Origin of the sequence: Paenibacillus sp. UMB7766-LJ446, from assembly GCF_030226665.1 — a bacterium.
GTDB classification, from domain to species: Bacteria; Bacillota; Bacilli; order Paenibacillales; family Paenibacillaceae; genus Paenibacillus; species Paenibacillus vandeheii.
In genome coordinates this window covers 1-18,136 of the sequence record NZ_JASOYM010000028.1, presented here as the reverse complement: position 1 = coordinate 18,136, position 18,136 = coordinate 1, and the positions used below count along the sequence as shown (strand labels likewise).

16 protein-coding genes, 1 rRNA gene and 1 riboswitch are annotated in these 18,136 nt (G+C 48.3%); of the genes, 3 read left to right on the top strand and 14 right to left on the bottom strand.

What is annotated here, in order from left to right:
- Positions 1-209: hypothetical protein (locus QP794_RS32920; protein ID WP_285080839.1), on the top strand; the 209-nt coding region annotated here is incomplete at its 5' end.
- A gap of 3 nt (positions 210-212) precedes the next feature.
- On the opposite strand, the gene purF is transcribed toward QP794_RS32920, so the two are convergent.
- The 12 genes from purF to QP794_RS32860 all read right to left on the bottom strand — a co-directional run bounded on the left by purF (position 213) and on the right by QP794_RS32860 (position 13,489).
- Positions 213-1,691, bottom strand: a complete 1,479-nt coding sequence (gene purF, locus QP794_RS32915; RefSeq protein ID WP_285080838.1) for an amidophosphoribosyltransferase — start codon at positions 1,689-1,691, stop codon at positions 213-215.
- Entirely contained in the window at positions 1,676-3,919 is a 2,244-nt protein-coding gene (gene purL, locus QP794_RS32910) for a phosphoribosylformylglycinamidine synthase subunit PurL (RefSeq protein WP_285080837.1), read from the bottom strand. Before purL ends, purF begins: the two co-directional genes overlap by 16 nt.
- Positions 3,897-4,586 (bottom strand): phosphoribosylformylglycinamidine synthase subunit PurQ, encoded by a 690-nt coding sequence (gene purQ / locus QP794_RS32905; protein ID WP_024633543.1) that lies wholly within the window; start codon positions 4,584-4,586, stop codon positions 3,897-3,899. The genes purL and purQ overlap by 23 nt, the downstream gene beginning before the upstream one ends.
- Positions 4,587-4,590: 4 nt before the next feature.
- Positions 4,591-4,836, bottom strand: a complete 246-nt coding sequence (gene purS / locus QP794_RS32900) for a phosphoribosylformylglycinamidine synthase subunit PurS (RefSeq protein WP_024633544.1) — start codon at positions 4,834-4,836, stop codon at positions 4,591-4,593.
- A gap of 576 nt (positions 4,837-5,412) precedes the next feature.
- The gene (locus QP794_RS32895) at positions 5,413-6,288 is read right to left on the bottom strand and encodes a phosphoribosylaminoimidazolesuccinocarboxamide synthase (RefSeq protein ID WP_285080836.1); all 876 of its coding nucleotides are present in this window, start codon (positions 6,286-6,288) and stop codon (positions 5,413-5,415) included.
- A 231-nt stretch (positions 6,289-6,519) separates the two neighbouring features.
- Complete coding sequence (gene purB, locus QP794_RS32890; RefSeq protein WP_024633546.1) at positions 6,520-7,818, bottom strand: adenylosuccinate lyase; 1,299 nt, start codon at positions 7,816-7,818, stop codon at positions 6,520-6,522.
- Positions 7,815-9,017, bottom strand: coding sequence for a 5-(carboxyamino)imidazole ribonucleotide synthase (purK, locus tag QP794_RS32885; RefSeq protein WP_285080834.1), 1,203 nt, complete (start codon positions 9,015-9,017; stop codon positions 7,815-7,817). The genes purB and purK overlap by 4 nt, the downstream gene beginning before the upstream one ends.
- Positions 9,014-9,499 (bottom strand): 5-(carboxyamino)imidazole ribonucleotide mutase, encoded by a 486-nt coding sequence (gene purE / locus QP794_RS32880; protein WP_285080832.1) that lies wholly within the window; start codon positions 9,497-9,499, stop codon positions 9,014-9,016. Before purE ends, purK begins: the two co-directional genes overlap by 4 nt.
- A gap of 187 nt (positions 9,500-9,686) precedes the next feature.
- A riboswitch (purine riboswitch) is annotated at positions 9,687-9,788 on the bottom strand.
- Positions 9,789-10,057: 269 nt separating this feature from the next.
- On the bottom strand, positions 10,058-10,492 hold the full coding sequence (locus QP794_RS32875) for a universal stress protein (RefSeq protein WP_024633549.1): 435 nt from the start codon (positions 10,490-10,492) through the stop codon (positions 10,058-10,060).
- Between the two features lie 189 nt (positions 10,493-10,681).
- Positions 10,682-10,945 carry a DUF1294 domain-containing protein gene (locus QP794_RS32870; RefSeq protein WP_024633550.1) on the bottom strand — a complete coding sequence of 88 codons (264 nt, stop codon included), beginning with the start codon at positions 10,943-10,945 and terminating at the stop codon, positions 10,682-10,684.
- Between the two features lie 130 nt (positions 10,946-11,075).
- Complete coding sequence (locus QP794_RS32865) at positions 11,076-11,213, bottom strand: hypothetical protein (protein ID WP_173405256.1); 138 nt, start codon at positions 11,211-11,213, stop codon at positions 11,076-11,078.
- Positions 11,214-11,359: 146 nt separating this feature from the next.
- Entirely contained in the window at positions 11,360-13,489 is a 2,130-nt protein-coding gene (locus QP794_RS32860; RefSeq protein ID WP_285080831.1) for a DNA topoisomerase III, read from the bottom strand.
- Between the two features lie 384 nt (positions 13,490-13,873).
- On the opposite strand from QP794_RS32860, the gene QP794_RS32855 reads away from it, so the two are divergent.
- Positions 13,874-15,808: an amidase family protein gene (locus QP794_RS32855; RefSeq protein WP_285080830.1), complete on the top strand. Its 1,935-nt coding sequence runs from the start codon at positions 13,874-13,876 to the stop codon at positions 15,806-15,808.
- A gap of 254 nt (positions 15,809-16,062) precedes the next feature.
- On the opposite strand, the gene QP794_RS32850 is transcribed toward QP794_RS32855, so the two are convergent.
- Positions 16,063-17,058, bottom strand: a complete 996-nt coding sequence (locus QP794_RS32850; RefSeq protein WP_285080829.1) for a ketoacyl-ACP synthase III — start codon at positions 17,056-17,058, stop codon at positions 16,063-16,065.
- Between the two features lie 241 nt (positions 17,059-17,299).
- Here QP794_RS32850 and QP794_RS32845 point away from each other — a divergent pair, with 241 nt between their 5' ends.
- Complete coding sequence (locus QP794_RS32845; RefSeq protein ID WP_285080828.1) at positions 17,300-17,845, top strand: NADPH-dependent FMN reductase; 546 nt, start codon at positions 17,300-17,302, stop codon at positions 17,843-17,845.
- A gap of 216 nt (positions 17,846-18,061) precedes the next feature.
- Here QP794_RS32845 and rrf read toward each other — a convergent pair.
- A 5S ribosomal RNA gene (gene rrf, locus QP794_RS33425) occupies positions 18,062-18,136 on the bottom strand; the annotation flags it as partial.

The following is an 18,136-nucleotide window of genomic DNA, read 5'->3' as shown; positions in this document are numbered from 1 at the left end:
GGGGCAGCTGCTTCGCTTGGCTGCCCTGGCCCCTGTTGCTCCGCAAGGCGGGGCTTAAGGGCTCGGGCTGCGCCCGGCGGCAGCTGCTTCGACTGGCTGCCTGTGCCCCTGTTGCTCCGCAAAGCGGGGCTAAGGGCTCGGGCTGCGCCCGGGGGCAGCTGCTTAGACTGGCTGCCCGTGCCCCTGTTGCTCCGCAAGGCGGGGCTTAACAGCTAGCAGCTGCAGCCGAATTTTTCTTCGCCACCGAAATCGAGGCGGGTTGGGTAATCATTATCAAAACATGCGAGGCAGAGCCCGCCTTTATAGTCATCCTGATTATCTCCCTGAATCGATGTAATCAGCCCATCGGGGCTGAGGAACGACAGGGAGTCCGCATTAATCTCACGGCAGATTTCTTCCACCGACAGCTGTGAGGCGATCAATTCGCGGCTGTCGGGAGTGTCGATACCGTAGAAGCACGGGTTTTTGAACGGTGGTGATGTAATGCGAACGTGAACTTCCGTGGCTCCGGCATCTCGCAGCATGTTCACGATCCGGCGGGAAGTCGTTCCCCTTACGATGGAATCGTCAATCATGACCACGCGTTTGCCTTCGACGACACGGCGCACGGCGCTCAGTTTCATCTTCACGCCTTGTTCCCGCAGCTCCTGGCTTGGCTGGATAAACGTACGTCCGGTGTATTTGTTTTTGATCATACCCATCTCATACGGAATCCCAGTTTGCTCCGCGTAGCCGATTGCCGCGGAAATACTGGAGTCCGGCACGCCTGTCACCAGATCGGCATCCACGAAAGATTCAATCGCCATCCGGCTACCCATCCGTTTACGCGCAGCGTGCTGGTTTGCACCATTCATGTCACTGTCCGGACGGGCAAAGTAGATATACTCCATCGCGCATAGTGCCTTGCGGTGTTTGTGATGATCGAAACGGTCTTCATGAAGACCATCTGCATCCAGCACCAACAGTTCACCTGGCTCAATATCACGAATCAACTCTGCACCAATCATCTCCAGCGCACATGTTTCGGATGCAAACAGATACGCATCTCCCAATTTACCCATTGTGAGCGGACGCAGTCCATGAGGATCGGAAGCAACCAGTAACTTGTCGTTGGTCATGATTAGAAAAGCATAACCACCCACGATACGCTGAAACGCATCCTTCGCGGCTTCCACCAATCCTTTTGGCGATCTCGCGATTAAATGGGCAATAACTTCCGTATCACTGGTCGTTTGAAAAATGGACCCACCCTGCTCCAGCTCACGCCGAATTGTTGGCGCATTGACGATGTTACCGTTAGTTGCTACTGCCAGATCACCATCACGGTATTTAAATACCAATGGTTGTGCATTCGTCAGCTTACTGTCGCCACTGGTTGAATACCGAACGTGTCCGATGGAGATATCCCCGGTCAACGTCTGCATTAAATCCTTGGTGAAGACTTCCTTCACCAGACCCATACCACGGTGGTAGTGAAACTCGTTACCGTCGCTTACACACATACCTGCACTTTCTTCCCCTCGGTGTTGAAGGGCATGCAGGCCATAATAGGACAGTGATGCAGCGTCAGGGTGCTTAAACACCCCGAATACGCCACATTCCTCCTTTAATTTGTCGAGTCCTTCCTTACCGGACCCTTCATTATAATAATCGCCTGTCCACAAAGGTCCTGTCGTCAGTTCATGAGACATGGAATCGCATCCTCCCAGACCTGTGTCAAACCTCCTACGGGTTCGTTCACGGCTGATGTTCCGTTCAATTCAATCGTCAAATTACTTCCTTCAACACGCCCAATCACAGCTACAGGCACACCGCGTTCACGTACAAAAGCTTCCAGCTTACCCGCTTGCTCCGGCGAAGCCGACAGCAGAATCCGGGATTGGCTTTCACTGAAAAGTGCATGGTCCCCACGCAATGCCGTCTCAACATTGACCTGTGCACCCACATTGCCGCTGATGCAAGACTCAGCCAACGCTACAGCCAAACCACCTTCAGACAAGTCATGCGCGGAGCGAGCAAGTCCGGATTGAATGGCTTCCAGTACCGTGCTGAGCAGCGCTTTTTCTGTGTTCAGGTCCAGCTGCGGCGGACGGCCTTCCGTTTTGCCATGAACCGCATATTGCAGCTCACTGCCGCCCAGCTCAGCTTTCGTTTCACCCAGCAGGATGATGACGTCACCTTCGGCTTTGAAGCCTTGTGTTGTGATGTGATCTGTATCATGCACCAAGCCAACCATACCGACAACAGGCGTTGGGTAGATGGAGCCTTTGGCGTTTTCGTTGTACAGACTCACGTTACCACCGATCACTGGCGTATCCAGCACGCGGCAAGCTTCCGCCATACCGTCTACCGCTTTTTCCATCTGCCAGAAAATATCCGGCTTCTCCGGGTTACCAAAGTTCAGGTTGTCCGTAATTGCCAATGGCTCTGCACCGGAACATACAATGTTACGGGCAGCTTCGCTGACTGCAATCCGTCCGCCTACTTCTGGATCAAGATACACATAGCGTCCATTACAGTCCGTTGTCATCGCCAACCCTTTGCGTGTACCACGAATGGTCACCACCGCTGCATCTGAACCTGGGCGAACCGCAGTACTTGTACGCACCATGTAATCATATTGATCATAAACCCACTTCTTGCTCGCTACCGTTGGGGATGCCAACACTTGCTTCAACGCTCCGCCGAGATCCGTCACTTCATCGTAACGAAGGGTGTCGATAGAAGCACTTTGCTCATAATAAGCAGGTACAGAAGATGGTTTGTCATACACCGGGCACTCGTCAACCAGTGCAGTTACTGGCATGTCACCAACCACTTCGCCATGGTGGATCAATTTCAGGCGTCCATCATCCGTTACTTTTCCGACTTTTGCACAGATAACGCCCCAACGTTCAAAGATCTCCATCGCCTGCGCCTCATCCTTCGGCTCAACAACGAACAACATCCGTTCCTGGGACTCGGACAGCATCATTTCATAAGGCGTCATGCCTTCTTCACGCTGTGGCACCTGATCCAAATACAATTCCAGACCGTTACCCGCTTTACTTGCCATTTCCGCACTGGAGCATGTCAGACCTGCTGCACCCATATCCTGAATACCCAGCACGATTCCTGTATCGATGAGTTCCAAGCAGGATTCCATCACAAGCTTCTCCATGAACGGATCACCCACTTGAACAGCAGTCCGTTTGGACTCGGATTCTTCTGTCAGCTCTACTGATGCAAAGGTAGCACCATGGATACCGTCACGGCCTGTTGGCGGTCCAACATAATACACCGGGTTGCCTACACCTTTAGCGACACCGCGCTGGATTTTGTCATGATCGATCAAACCTACACACATCGCGTTAACGAGTGGGTTACCGTCGTAGCTTTCGTCAAACATAACTTCACCAGCAACGGTTGGAATTCCGATACAGTTACCATAGCCAGCAATACCGGATACGACATGTTCAAACAAATACTTCACGCGGTCACTTTCCAGCTTGCCAAAACGCAGGGAATTCAGAAGTGCCACCGGTCTTGCACCCATGGAGAAAATATCACGGATAATGCCGCCCACACCTGTTGCCGCACCTTGGTAAGGCTCAACCGCGGAAGGATGGTTATGGCTTTCTATTTTGAATACAACGGCCTGATTATCACCGATATCCACGATCCCGGCACCTTCACCCGGTCCCATCAGGACACGCGGCCCACTGGTTGGGAAACGGCGCAGCAGCGGCTTGGAGTTTTTGTACGCGCAGTGCTCGGACCACATGACACTAAATACACCAATCTCCGTGTAGTTCGGCTTGCGCCCCATGAACTCACAGATCAGCTCATACTCGCTGTCAGACACGCCCATTTGTGCATAAAGTTTATGTTCTGCGACCTGTTCTGCCGTCGGTTCCTTAGCGGATAGCTGCTGCGTCATGCCGATCCCTCCATGCTTTCAAAATAGATGTAAACATACGTTTGCCGTCTTCCGAACCGAGCAGTGAGTCCACCGCGCGCTCTGGATGTGGCATCATGCCGACCACGTTTCCGCCCTCATTACAGATTCCCGCGATATCACCCAGGGAACCGTTCGGGTTGCTGCCATACGTAAAGACGATCTGGTTGTTTGCCTGCAAACTCGCCAGCGTCTCCTCGTCGCAATAATAGTTGCCTTCACCGTGAGCAATCGGAATAACAATCTCTTCCCCAGGTGCATAGTCACGCGTAAAAGGAGTATCTGCATTTGCTACTTTCAATACTGTATCGTGACAGCGGAATTTCAGCGACATGTTGCGGATCAATGCGCCCGGAAGCAATCCTGCTTCGGTCAAGATCTGGAATCCGTTACAAATGCCGAGAATATATTTACCTTGTTCAGCAGCTTTCGCTACCTCGTTCATTACAGGTGCAAAACGGGAAATCGCTCCGCAGCGCAGATAGTCACCATACGAGAAACCACCCGGAACAAGGATACAATCATAAGCCGATAGATCTGTAGCCGTGTGCCATACGTAATCAACCTCTTGTCCAATCGCATCTTCTACTGCCTTGTAACAGTCGATGTCGCAGTTGGAGCCAGGAAACACAAGAACTGCAAATTTCATGGGATTAACCCTCCAATTCGTAGCGGTAATCTTCAACAACGGTGTTGGCCAGCAGCTTCTCACACATGACTGTCAATCGTTTTTCCGCTTCCGCACGATCTGTTGTATCCAGAGTCAGTTCCATGACTTTACCGATCCGTACACTTTCCACTTCATTGAATCCCATTGAGTGCAGGGCACCTTGAACAGCTACTCCTTGTGGGTCGAGAACGCTTTGCTTAATAGTGACATAGACGGTTGCTTTAATCATGATCCTTATGTTCCTCCTCAGTAATGAACGGGATAAATGCTTTATGCTGTTAAAAAAGTGACTTTGGGAGCTCGCTCCGGGGCGGATTGTTCTTCCGGTCGCTGTTGTCCCCAGGTTTTTTGATTGTTTTGAACCGCTGTGCGGTCAAAACCCGGGGACAAAGGCGAACGCTTCGCTCCTTTAAGAACAATTCCGCCCCTCCGCTAGTCCATGCGACGTTTTTTTAAAGGCCTAAACCTTTTACGTTGCACGGTGTGTAATGGTCTAGCCTGACCATTACGTTAAAACAATAAATCGTCTTCAAGTTAGATTAGTAACTTCACTTTTTTTATATTGATAGACTTCCTGTTTAATAGAAGTCTTGGTTTAAATTGCCTCATCCCCCAGTTTGACACTGGCGGAGGGAAAGATTTGAGCTGTAGAAGCGAAAGCGTTCGCCTTTGCCCCCGGAATGTGTCCTTTTGAAAAAAGGATTCCAACCAAAACATTCCGGGGGCAACAGCGATCGAAAGCCAAACTTTCCCGTAGCCCGCTCAAACGTTAGCCTCCTCAAACTTTCCCGCAGCTCGCTCAAACTTACTTTTCCGTTAAGCGGTTATAAATATCGACGTATCTTGCGGTTGTTGCCTCCACAACCTCTTGTGGCAGCGGGTCAGGTTTACTGTTCTTGTCCCAATCACTACCTAACAGATAGGTGCGTACCGGCTCTTTATCCATGCTGTCGATCTCGATGTCGAGTGCGTAATTCTCTTTGGCCCAAAAGCGCGAAGCGTCCGGAGTAAATATCTCGTCAATCAGGATGACTTTGCCATCCACCATACCGAATTCGAATTTGCAGTCTGCGAGGATAATTCCGCGCTGATCACAATAGTCGCGAGCGAATTCATACAGACGTTGGCTTTTTTCCTGAAGCTCAATCGCCAGAGCATCTCCTACAAGTTCTTTCATTCGATCCATTGGAATGTCTTCATCGTGACCGACATCATTTTTGGCAGCCGGGGTGAAGATGGGAACATCGAGCTTGGCGTTTTTGCGAAGTCCATCCGGCAGCTTGATGCCGTTAACTTCTCCGCTTTTTTCATATTGTCTCCATCCGCCTCCCGTAATGTAGCCGCGCACCACACATTCAATATCAATGCGCTCGGCTTTGCGGGTCACCATGATGCGGTCTTTAAGCAGTGCAGGGTCGGTGATGATATCGCCCAGTTGGTTTACATCCGTATGCACCACGTGGTTGTCCATCATATCGCCTGTCAGTTCAAACCAGAAGCTGCTCAGTTTATTAAGCACATTGCCCTTCTCAGGAACGGCTGGGTCCAGCACGTAGTCAAACGCCGAAATGCGGTCCGTAACCACGATGAGAAAATGTTCACCCAGATCATACAACTCACGTACTTTTCCCTTATATAACAAAGGAGCTTTAACGAGATCTGCCGCAGTGGACAGCGCCATGGAGGCTCACCTTCTTTCAGGAGATGTAAAATATAAGTTCCATTTCCCTTATCACGCTAACCACTTCGAATGCAGAACAACCTTTCGATCGCTGTTATTCCCGGATTTTTTTGATTCCACTTTTCCAAAGTGAAAATCCGGGAATAAAGGCGAGCGCATCCGCTTCTCCAGGTTTTTTCTGCCTTCTTCGTTCCAAGCGCGATCACATAATCACCTATATTTAAGTAGTAATTAGTCGTTCAAACCGAGTTTTTTGAAGATGGTATCCACATGCTTCAGATGCCATGATGGGTTGAACGCATCTGCGATTTCCTCTTCGCTCAGTACCTCGGTGATTTCCGGTGTGGATCTCACGATATCCTGGAACTGGCGTTGTTCTTCCCATGCCTGCATCGCACGTGGTTGAACGGTATCATATGCCTGCTCGCGGCTGAAACCTTTGTCGATCAGCTTGGTCAACACTCGGCCGGAGAATGGCACGCCGAAGGTGCGCTCCATGTTGCGTTTCATATTTTCAGGGAATACCGTCAGGTTCTTCACGATATTACCGAAACGGTTAAGCATGTAGTTTAGCAGCATAGTTGCATCCGGCAGGATGATACGCTCTACGGAAGAGTGCGAGATATCACGCTCGTGCCACAGGGTCACGTTCTCGTATGCCGATACCATATGTCCACGAATGACGCGGGACAGACCGGAGATATTTTCACTGCCGATTGGGTTACGTTTGTGCGGCATTGCCGAAGATCCTTTTTGACCTTTCGCAAAAGCTTCTTCCACTTCACGGAATTCACTCTTTTGCAGCGCACGTACTTCTGTAGCGAACTTGTCCAGAGATGTTGCAATCAATGCCAGTGTAGCCATGTATTCTGCATGACGGTCACGTTGCAGCGTTTGAGTCGAGATTGGGGCAGGCTTCGTACCCAGCTTCTCACATACAAATTCTTCAACAAACGGATCAATGTTTGCGTATGTGCCGACTGCTCCAGAGATTTTGCCGTATTGCACATTGTCTGCTGCATGGCGGAAACGCTCCAGGTTCCGTTTCATTTCTTCATGCCATAGAGCCATTTTCAGACCAAACGTCGTTGGCTCCGCATGTACCCCATGTGTACGTCCCATCATTGGCGTGTGCTGATAAGTCAGCGCTTTTTCGCGTAAAATTTCGATGAAATTCACAATATCGCGTTCCAAGATTTCATTTGCCTGACGCAATACATATCCCAGAGCTGTATCAACGACATCCGTGGAAGTCAGACCGTAGTGCACCCATTTCCGCTCTGCACCCAGACTTTCAGATACCGTACGTGTAAAAGCAATAACGTCATGACGTGTTTCCTGTTCAATCTCGTAAATACGGTCGATGTCAAAAGAAGCGTTCTGACGAAGCAATGCTGCTTCTTCCTTAGGAATGACTCCAAGCTCCGCCCATGCTTCACATGCACAAATTTCAACTTCCAGCCATGACTTGAATTTATTTTCCTCCGTCCAGATGGCTCTCATTTCGGGTCTGCTATAACGTTCGATCATAAATTTGTATTCCTCCAAAGATTAGTTTGTTCAATCCATTGTAATCCTTCTTCGACATCCTGACAGAGCAGATTGACATGCCCCATCTTCCGTCCTGTCTTCGCTTCGGTTTTACCATATATATGAAGCTTGGGGATGACACCAAGTTCCATCGCATCCGCGTCATGCTGACCCGTTCTTGCAATGATTCCTTCCAGATGTTCTCCAAGCACATTGACCATAACAACCGGGCTTAATAATGAAGTATCTCCAAGCGGCAATCCGCAAACGGCACGGATATGCTGTTCGAATTGTGAAGTCGCACAGGCCTCCATTGTATAATGTCCCGAATTGTGCGGCCTTGGAGCCAGCTCATTCACATATAGTCTTCCATCCGCCGCAACGAACAGTTCTACTGCGAGCAAGCCCACCGCCTGCATTGATTGTGCCACGGCTGCTGCCAACTTCTGCGCTTCAATCTGAATATCGGTAGGGACTCTTGCCGGTACGATCGAAGTATGCAAAATGTTGTTCACATGAATGTTCTCGGCAGGGGGGAACGTCTTAATCTCCCCATTGGTACTCCGTGCAACAACAACTGAAATCTCGCAGTCAAACTTGATGAATTGCTCCAGCACCAGTTCCGCACCGGTAGCTGCGAGTTCTTCATAAGCAGCTACCGCCTGATTTACTTCTCGAATAACGCGTTGACCCTTGCCGTCATATCCACCAGTCACCGTCTTCAGTACACAAGGAACACCAAGCTCACTGACTGCCGCTTGCATCGTATCTTTACTTGTAATCTCACGATAAGGAGCAACGCGTACGCCCGCCGCTTCGATTGCACGTTTTTCGCGCAAACGATGCTGGGTTGTGTACAGCAGCGCACTTCCTTGCGGCACATAGGATTCCCGTTCCAGAAGAGAAGCAACATCGGCATCTACATTCTCGAACTCATAGGTAATTACGTCACACTGCCGGGCCAGTTCGAGCGCAGCCGCTACATCGTCATACCCTGCTTCAATCTGACGGGCAACTTGTCCACATGGAGCATCTGCAGCAGGATCCAGAGTAATAAATCGATAACCCATCGCTGTTCCGGCCAACGTCAGCATCCGTCCAAGCTGCCCACCCCCGAGAATACCAATGGTTGTTTTACCTGGGAGCATGACACGCTGTAATTGTCCCGCTGATCCGGATTGAACTCCCGTATGACTCATAGTTCATCACTACTTTCGAGCACTTCTTGTTTGATTCGCTCTCTACGGGCTTCACTGCGACGTTGGACATCCTGGTCAAAAGCACCGATGATCTGAGCCGCAAGCAATCCGGCATTCGTTGCACCTGCCTTGCCAATCGCTACGGTTGCGACGGGAATCCCACCAGGCATCTGCACAATGGACAGCAAGGAATCGAGACCGTTTAGCGCCTTGGATTGCACGGGCACTCCAATGACCGGAAGCATCGTTTTGGAAGCGACCATACCGGGCAGATGTGCCGCCCCACCCGCACCTGCAATGATAACCTTGAATCCGCGGTCAATCGCTTGCTCCGCGTATTCAAACATCAAATCTGGCGTGCGATGCGCGGATACGACCTTTTTTTCATACCCAATCTCTAGCTCGTCCAGCACCTCACAAGCATGCCTCATCGTTTCCCAATCCGACTTACTGCCCATAATTACAGCTACCTGCACTGACATGAATACATCCAACTCCCGTCTGAGCGTTTTGGTTTGACCCTGTTGCTTCTCGTTTAATTGTGAAATGAGAAAAATCCGCTACCCGCGAAAACATCACATTTTCTTCGGACACCGGACTCCAAGAAATACGTATCCCGCTTTTGGGCATGCCAAAGTGGGCTTGCTGTCCGCATCTGACTTCATGCGACTCTCAGCCGTATCTCCTCGTAGTCCGGAAATTTACGGTTCCCGGGTAGATACTTCCGGGCCCTATCCCCGGCGTTATACGAGCAAATATCTATTTCAACAAATGAATTCAATAATATTAAAGATTCCACATCTTTCGAACCTACTCGACCTTAATTATAACTGATCGACACATCTAACATTCTAACAATCCCCTACAGCTAATGTCAACTTAAAGACGAACATTTAACATATTGACAAATTTAATGTTCGGAAATTACCGATCATTTGGAGCAACTCCATCCCTTTTATTCCAAAAAAGAAAGCCGGCCCCTCTTCAACCCATCGAAGACAGCCGGCTCTTGCTCTTTCATGTGCACACACATTCTATAATTATTTCACAATTAGTACCGGAACCTGTGCATGCTGCACCACGTTGTGACTGACACTGCCCAAGACAAATTCCCGGATTCCACCAAGACCACGGCTACCAATAATGATGATGTCCGATCCGTTCTCTTTGGCGTAATCGAGAAGGACCTCGGCAGCAGCCCCCTGGATCAGATCCACATTCGCTGTGACACCAGCAGCTTGAATCCGCTCTTTCGCCTCATCTGTCGTTTGCACCGCCAGATTATAGTAATCATTATTCAAAGAAGGCGGCAATGGTGCCAATCCTTCCCCGATGAATACACGCGGAAAGTCAAAGGCATGAATAACATCCAGTACAGCGCCCGGAGAAACTTTGGCTAACTCAATCGCACGATCAAGTGCTTTATTTGAAGCTTTGGAACCATCATAGGCCACTAATATTTTGGAGAATAACATGTAAATCCCTTCCCTTCCTTTATATGTAGAACAGTCGAAGCCAGCTTCGGTCTAACATAAATTACAAGAACCATGTAACTCCTTAAACGCACCAGGACCAAAACGAATCAATCATACGAAACAATTTACATAATTATAATAACTTATTCATAAAGCGAGCAAAATAGCATCCATATTTATCGCGCCATATTATTGCAGAAAATAACCGTAGATAACCGCATTGAGAAATAACAACAACGGGATGCCGATTGTGAAGCTGGGATGTTTGGTCTTGTGACGTTTACGATACATGGCAACCCATACTCCCAACGCCCCTCCAATAAAGGCCAGCAGAAACAGCGTTCGTTCAGGTGTACGGTCTCGACGTCGTTGTGCACGTTTCTTGTCATCTGACATCACCAGATAACCAACTACATTAATAAATAAAAACCAAAGTATCAATCCGGTTTGCATAGCGTTTTAGCGGTCCCCCTATCCCGGGACATCTCCCTATATCTCCATTATAGACCTCCAGAGAGACATGTTCAACGCAAGGGTAGGGACCGCGTATCATTTCAGAAGGAAACAAACATGCATCCCGAACCTAGGACTCCTGTTTTGGAATACCATTCAGATTGGGTGCTCTTTTGGCTGCTTTCTCCGGGCGTACAGCGATATGCTCTTCCCGGATGCTATCATTGTTTTGCTGGTTGTGAATTTTCTCTGGCTTGTTATGCGGCATCTGCGTATCACCTCCTAGGCTTACGTTGCCTGAAAAAGGAGGTTCTTATACGGCACATTGTTCCTGAACAGGCAATTCACATTCAGCGAACAACCCACATGAAGCAGGTAATCCATGGGATCTCTTCACTTAAAATCAAGAACCGTCTATTCCCCTTTTTTCTCCATGGCCGCCTTCAGCAGATCCCCCAGATTGGAGCCAATCGATTCCTGCTTGGCATACTGCTTAACCAGCTTTTGCTGATCACGTTTGTTCACATGCTGTTTGTCTTTATCCAACGTTTCTGTGATGCCGCAAGGCAAACATTGCACGTACAAACCTGCTTTACCCTCTTTAATTTCCATCTTTTTGTGACATTGTGCGCAGCGACGATTGGACAGTCTTTTCTCTGCCGAACGACGATATCCACAATCCTCTGTAGGACAAACAAGAAATTTCCCGCGTTTACCCTTCTTCTCCAACAAACGGGCATTACAATCCGGGCAGTGACTATTAGACACATTATGCGGCTTATACTCGGCTTTACTACCTTTTACGGTGGATACAAGCTCTTTCGCCATCGAACGGATGCTATCCAGGAAAGGCTCTGGTTTCCCTTGTCCACGAGCGATCCGTTCCAGTTCAGCTTCCCAGCGGGCTGTTAATTCAGGTGAACGAAGCTGCGGAGCCGCCAGTTCAATCAGCTGTTTCCCTTTTCCCGTAGGATGCATGCTATTGCCTTGACGATCGATTGTGTCAGAACTGACCAGTTTCTCAATTATGTCCGCGCGTGTAGCCGGAGTGCCCAGTCCATGCTTCTCCATTTGGGAAAGCAAAGCTGCTTCGGTGTACCGTTTGGGCGGCATCGTCCGTCCACTTTTGATATGACAACGTTGAACCGTCACGGGTTGTCCTTGCTGCACGTCTGGCAAAAGCGCACGTTCATGGTCTGAAGAATCGTCAGTCCGATCATCATCCTCATCGCTATACTCTCCGCCGTAAACTTCGCGCCAACCACTTTCTTTTACCGTTGTTCCTTTTACATAAAATGAATCATTCCCCACCTGAACGGTGATCGCGACAGAATCGTACTTCGCAGCCGGATAGAACAAGCTGATGAATCGTCGAACGATCAGATCGTATAGCTTACGTTCCTCTGGATTCAACTGATTGAGGAGAACCGTCTGTTCTGTTGGAATGATCGCGTGGTGATCGGTTACCTTGCTGTCGTCCACAATACGTTTGGTGATATTCAGATTTTTACGCAGCAAAGGACGGGCCAGAGACGCATAAGGTCCGATAGCAACACTATCCAACCGTTCTTTCAACGTTCCTGTCATATCTGAAGTCAGATAACGGCTATCTGTACGTGGATACGTTACCAGCTTGTGCTGCTCATACAGGCGTTGCAGAACATTGGACGTTTGCTTCGCGGAAAAACCGTATTTCCGGTTGGCATCCCGTTGTAATTCCGTCAGATCATAAGCCAGCGGATGCGGCTCAACCTTTTCACTTTTTTTCACTTGGGCAATCGTACCCTTGCGACCCTCTATCCGTTTCTTCAATGCCTGTGTCTCTTGCGGATCAAAGATGCGTGAATCACCGCCTGCAGCCCGCCACACTGCCTGAAAACCTCCAACATCAGCCGTTAACGTCTCGTACTCCTGCGAGCGAAAGCCGTTGATCTCATTTTCCCTGTCCATAATCATGCCGAGGGTAGGGGTCTGTACTCGTCCAGCTGACAATTGCGCATTAAATCGAACCGTCAGTGCCCGAGTCACGTTAAGTCCGATCATCCAATCTGCTTCTGCCCGGCAACGGGCCGATTCATAAAGTCGATCAAATTGGCTGCCTGGCTTCAGCGCTGCAAATCCATCCTTGATAGCCTTGTCCGTCTGGGATGATATCCACAGTCGCTTGAAAGGTTTCTTCCACTGGGCCATCTGCATAATCCAACGGGCCAGCAGCTCTCCTTCTCGCGCCGCATCCGTAGCAATAACCAGTTCGCCAACATCCTGACGTTTCATCAGCTGTGCAACCGCTTTGTATTGATGGTTTGTCTCTTTGAGCACCTTCAGCTTGGTACGTTCCGGCAGAATCGGCAGATCCTCCAAATTCCAAGTTGCATACTTTTTGTCATAATCCTCCGGCTCAGCCAACCCAACAAGATGTCCAAGTGCCCAGGTTACGATATATTTCGGGCCTTCCATATAACTTTTATGTTTATCACGCGCACCCATCACTCTGGCAATTTCGCGTGCCACAGATGGTTTTTCTGCGAGTACCAATGTTTTCACTCAATCTCTTCCTTTCTTAATGAAACCTACGACTCTCTTGCTTCTATCGTTGATTATGTTCATTCTTCTACTTCTATCCTTTTATTATATCATTTCAGAGTATTGGTTTGCTTTGGCTTCCAAAAACGAATTGTTTCATGAATTAACATTTAACCATCAACTTATGTAAGATTACTTTACACAATATCCTTCGACAAAGTTTCTTCCGCGAATGAAATGAGGAGAATCTGGAAGCATGTATCACGTATGTACTGGATGTATACGTTTTTTTGGATATATATGAGTGTTGTAAGAATACCTTACATCTATTTAGAATGTGACAAAAGCAACTATATCAGATTCGCTAACACACATCATTGATACACAGGAAGGGAGCGTGGATGCATGACTTATCATGGATCTGTATTGAAAAAAAGTGGGGCATTGTTATTGGCAGGGGCTGTTATCGCCACAACATGGGGAGGAACTGTACCATTGGCGTCAGCCGCAGCGGCAACGCCTTCAAGCAAAACTACGGTTGCAGCCGTAACAGCTGGTAAGGCTCCTGTCACTGCAACGGCATTTGTTCAAGCCATGGAAGAAGCGGCTACACTTGCAGGTGTTCCTTTTTCCATGGACAAGCTTTCTGGTACAACAGTACAGCGTAAAGACGCTGCGGTAGTCCTGCAAACATGGCTGAAGTTGGAGTCTGCTGCGGAATCCTTCAAGGATGTCCCGGATCAGGCAAGCTTTGCCGGTGCCATTGGTGCTCTGAACACCGCCGGATTGATGAAAGGATACACGGACTCTCTCTTCCTTCCTAATGCAGTACTTTCACAAAATGATGTGGCCATTCTGAAAGACCGCATTTATAACTACATAAAACCATTTGTTCTGGAGGAAGCAACGATCACGGATCTCCAGGCCGCCATGACGCAAGGAAAGCTGACATCCAAAGAACTCGTACAGAAGTATCTGGATCGCATTGAAAAATACGATGATCAGGGTGTGAGCATTAACGCAGTCCTGACGCTGAACCCGGATGCTCTCAAAATCGCTGAAACTTTGGACGAAGAGCGTGCAGCTCAAGGCCCTCGTGGACCTTTGCACGGTATTCCGGTACTGGTCAAAGATAACTTTGACACAAATGATATGCCTACAACCGCAGGCTGTATCTGTCTGAAGGATTCTGTTCCTGCTCATGATGCTGAGCAAGTGAAGAAGCTAAAAGCAGCAGGGGCCATTATTTTAGGAAAAACTAATCTGCATGAATTCGCATTCGGCATTACTACCTCCAGCTCCCTGGGCGGACAAACACTGAACCCTTATGCGCTGGATCACTATCCAGGCGGATCTAGTGGTGGAACAGGTGCTGCTATTGCCTCAAACTTCGCAGCTGCAGGCTTGGGCACAGACACGGGCGGATCGATCCGCATCCCATCCAGCTTCAACAGCCTCGTGGGTATTCGTCCAACGATCGGACTGTCCAGCCGTGAAGGGATTATCCCTCTCGCATTAACACAGGATGTCGGCGGCCCGATGGCTCGTACCGTGAGTGATGCCGCCATTATGCTGGACGCTACAGCTGGCTATGACAAAAACGACGTGGCTACAGCCTATGCCGTAGGCAAAATCCCTTCAAGCTATACAGATTTCCTGGATGTAAACGGACTGAAGGGTGCACGGATCGGTGTGGCCACCGAGCTCATTCCAAGTACCAAAGCCGAGGAAAAAGCCGTTGCTGACGTGATTAACAACGCGGTATTAGAACTCCAATCGTTGGGAGCTACCGCAGTTCCAATCAGCATCCCCAATCTGGCGGAAATCAATAAATATCCAAGCTTAAGCGGATATGAATTCAAATTCCAACTGAATGACTATCTTGATTCTCTGGGAGAAGATGCTCCATATCACAGCCTGTCGGAGATTATCGCTTCCGGACAGTTCGACAAATCACAGGAACAATCCATGAAGACGCGTGATGCAAGAGAAACACTGGAGACAACCGAGTACAAAGATATTGTACTGAAACGTACCCAAGTTACACGTGAGTCCTTGTTGAAGGTCATGGCAGACAACAACCTGGATGCCATCATCTATCCTACTTCTACGCAAGCCGCTGGTGTTATTGGCGAAGGCCAGAACTCTGGTGGTAACAACCGACTCAGTCCATTCTCCGGCTTCCCAGCCATCACGGTTCCTGCCGGTTTCACTACCGACGGTTTGCCTGTAGGCATGGAATTCCTGGGACGTGCCTTTGACGAAGGAACCCTGATTAAGCTGGCGTACAGCTACGAGCAAGGAACTCATCATCGCCAAGCACCTAAGCTCACGCCATAAACCTTTAATGAGGTTAATTAAGCTGTGGATCAAAATAACCCTACCTTGCTTACTGTAATCATATTATATATCTAACTTTATGCGGGTTATCAGGGATTCCTCTTGCAAAGCTAATCACTTTCGAATTGCAACAGCATATTGAATGTAATCAATCTGCACACATTAAAAGTACACCCCTTTCATGAGTTCATGAAAGGGGTGTACTTTTTGGGATGGTATCTCAGTTTAAGAAGGATAACTTTATATTCAAACGTTTAAATGGTATCCGGTACGCCCCATCTTAGCACCAGACCGGCGTAAGTCAGGCCACCCCCAAAACCAAAGAGGGCCACCTGCTGCCCATGCTTTAATTTTCCTTCGTCTACTGCAAGCTGTAAAGCAAGAGGAATCGAAGCCGCCGAGGTATTTCCCCTATACTCCACACTTGTTAAAGTACGTTCCAACGAAATAGGACCACGCTCACATACCGCTTCAATCATTCTTAGATTCGCACTATGCGGAACAAACCAATCAATCTGTTCCGGTTTAAGCTCAGCTTTGGCTATAAGATTACCTAACTGTTCAGGAATCGTTCTTACAGCCCATTTATAGATCTCTCTGCCATTCTGCACAAGGCATCCCTCACCCTGCAGAGGTACGCCATTCATCTCCGAAGACAGACCACTCTTATAGAGATGAATACCTCCTTCTCCACTCGTCCCTGAGATCGCTGCTATAAAATCGCCTTTTCCGGCAGCTCTCTCTACCAAAAATGCTCCTGCCCCGTCTCCAAACAATACACATGTCGTACGATCTGTGTAATCGGTAATCTTGGACAACGTCTCCGCTCCAATAACCAGCACTTTATGATACATGCCACTGGTTACCAGGCTGTCAGCCAGCTGCAATCCATACGTAAACCCTGCACAAGCCGCATTCAAATCAAGCACTCCCGTATGTGGAATGTTAAGATTCGCCTGTACTCTGGATGCTGTGCTGGGAAATGCATATTCAGGTGTGCTGGTAGCAACCAAAATCATATCCACATCTTCTACGCTAACATTATAACGATGCATCATATCTTCTACAGCCTTCGTAGCCAGATCAGACACAAACTGATCAGCAGCTGCAATGCGCCGTTCTCTCATCCCTGTACGCTGTACAATCCATTCATCACTCGTATCGACCAACTTCTCCAAATCAGCATTACTTAATATTCGATCCGGTACATACGTACCCATTGCCGTAATGGTTGCCATTGATTGATTCATACCGGTAATCACCTCGTTTGTTTTTTATCATTATAGCACTAAGTATTAGTACTTGGTACTAATTTTAAAAATATTTATTATAACTCAAACGATCGCATGCAGTTTTGATGAAGAATTATGGATATCTCCTGTTTAACATGAAGAATGCCTTAATTAAAATCGTTCTCTATAGACAGTCTAGTCCTACAGGAGGAAAATAAACAAATCGCCTACATTATTAAAGAATAGAGATGATGCTACGTTGAAGAAAGAACTAAATATCCTTGCCATTTCCGGAAGTCTGCGCAACCAGTCCTCTAATACGTTACTAATGCATGCCATGATTAAGCTGGCTCCTCCTAACCTTAAGTTTCAAGTATATGAAGGATTAAACGATCTACCGCATTTTAACCCTGACCTCGATGTCGAGGAAGGTCCTTTATCCGTGCAAAATTGGAGATCCCAACTGAGGCATTCGGACGGAGTTCTGATCTGCACACCGGAGTATGGAAACGGAGTTCCTGGGGCCTTAAAAAACGCATTAGATTGGATCGTTTCTTCTGGAGAATGGCTCGATAAACCCACCGTTGCCATCGCTGCTTCTCCAAGCCCCATGGGTGGTGACAAAGCCCATGCTTCACTATTGCTGACGTTAAACATGATTAATGCACAAATCTTACATGATGCCTCCCTAACCATTCCTCATATTACAATGAAAATGAACAAACAAGGAATCATCATTGATTCAGAGACCCAGCATGCACTGGAGAGTTCCCTTTTACGACTAGAGAATGCATGCAACCAATGAATGAATACACAAAACAGAGGATGTTTCATTAAACTGAGTATAAAGGAATGAACATTCTTAAAGAGATTTAACACACTCAGATCAATTGAAGTAAAAAAACAGCCCTGGCTATTCACCGGGCTGTTAAGGTATATATTAGATACTTCGTTTCAAACAAGTTTCCTTCTTTAAAAACAAATAAAAACCACCACCGAATAACATCGGCAGTGGTTCTTTGCTTGGCGGCGTCCTACTCTCCCAGGACCCTGCGGTCCAAGTACCATCGGCGCTAGAGGGCTTAACGGTCGTGTT

Coding starts and splice junctions, on each gene's coding strand:
- purQ (WP_024633543.1), bottom strand. CDS start 4,586: ATGAAATTTGCAGTTCTTGTGTTTCCTGGCTCCAACTGCGACATCGAC.
- QP794_RS32895 (WP_285080836.1), bottom strand. CDS start 6,288: ATGGCGCTGTCCACTGCGGCAGATCTCGTTAAAGCTCCTTTGTTATAT.
- purL (WP_285080837.1), bottom strand. CDS start 3,919: ATGACGCAGCAGCTATCCGCTAAGGAACCGACGGCAGAACAGGTCGCA.
- QP794_RS32870 (WP_024633550.1), bottom strand. CDS start 10,945: ATGCAAACCGGATTGATACTTTGGTTTTTATTTATTAATGTAGTTGGT.
- QP794_RS32865 (WP_173405256.1), bottom strand. CDS start 11,213: ATGCCGCATAACAAGCCAGAGAAAATTCACAACCAGCAAAACAATGAT.
- purB (WP_024633546.1), bottom strand. CDS start 7,818: ATGATCGAACGTTATAGCAGACCCGAAATGAGAGCCATCTGGACGGAG.
- QP794_RS32875 (WP_024633549.1), bottom strand. CDS start 10,492: ATGTTATTCTCCAAAATATTAGTGGCCTATGATGGTTCCAAAGCTTCA.
- purK (WP_285080834.1), bottom strand. CDS start 9,017: ATGAGTCATACGGGAGTTCAATCCGGATCAGCGGGACAATTACAGCGT.
- purS (WP_024633544.1), bottom strand. CDS start 4,836: ATGATTAAAGCAACCGTCTATGTCACTATTAAGCAAAGCGTTCTCGAC.
- QP794_RS32850 (WP_285080829.1), bottom strand. CDS start 17,058: ATGAATCAATCAATGGCAACCATTACGGCAATGGGTACGTATGTACCG.
- purE (WP_285080832.1), bottom strand. CDS start 9,499: ATGTCAGTGCAGGTAGCTGTAATTATGGGCAGTAAGTCGGATTGGGAA.
- purF (WP_285080838.1), bottom strand. CDS start 1,691: ATGTCTCATGAACTGACGACAGGACCTTTGTGGACAGGCGATTATTAT.
- QP794_RS32855 (WP_285080830.1), top strand. CDS start 13,874: ATGACTTATCATGGATCTGTATTGAAAAAAAGTGGGGCATTGTTATTG.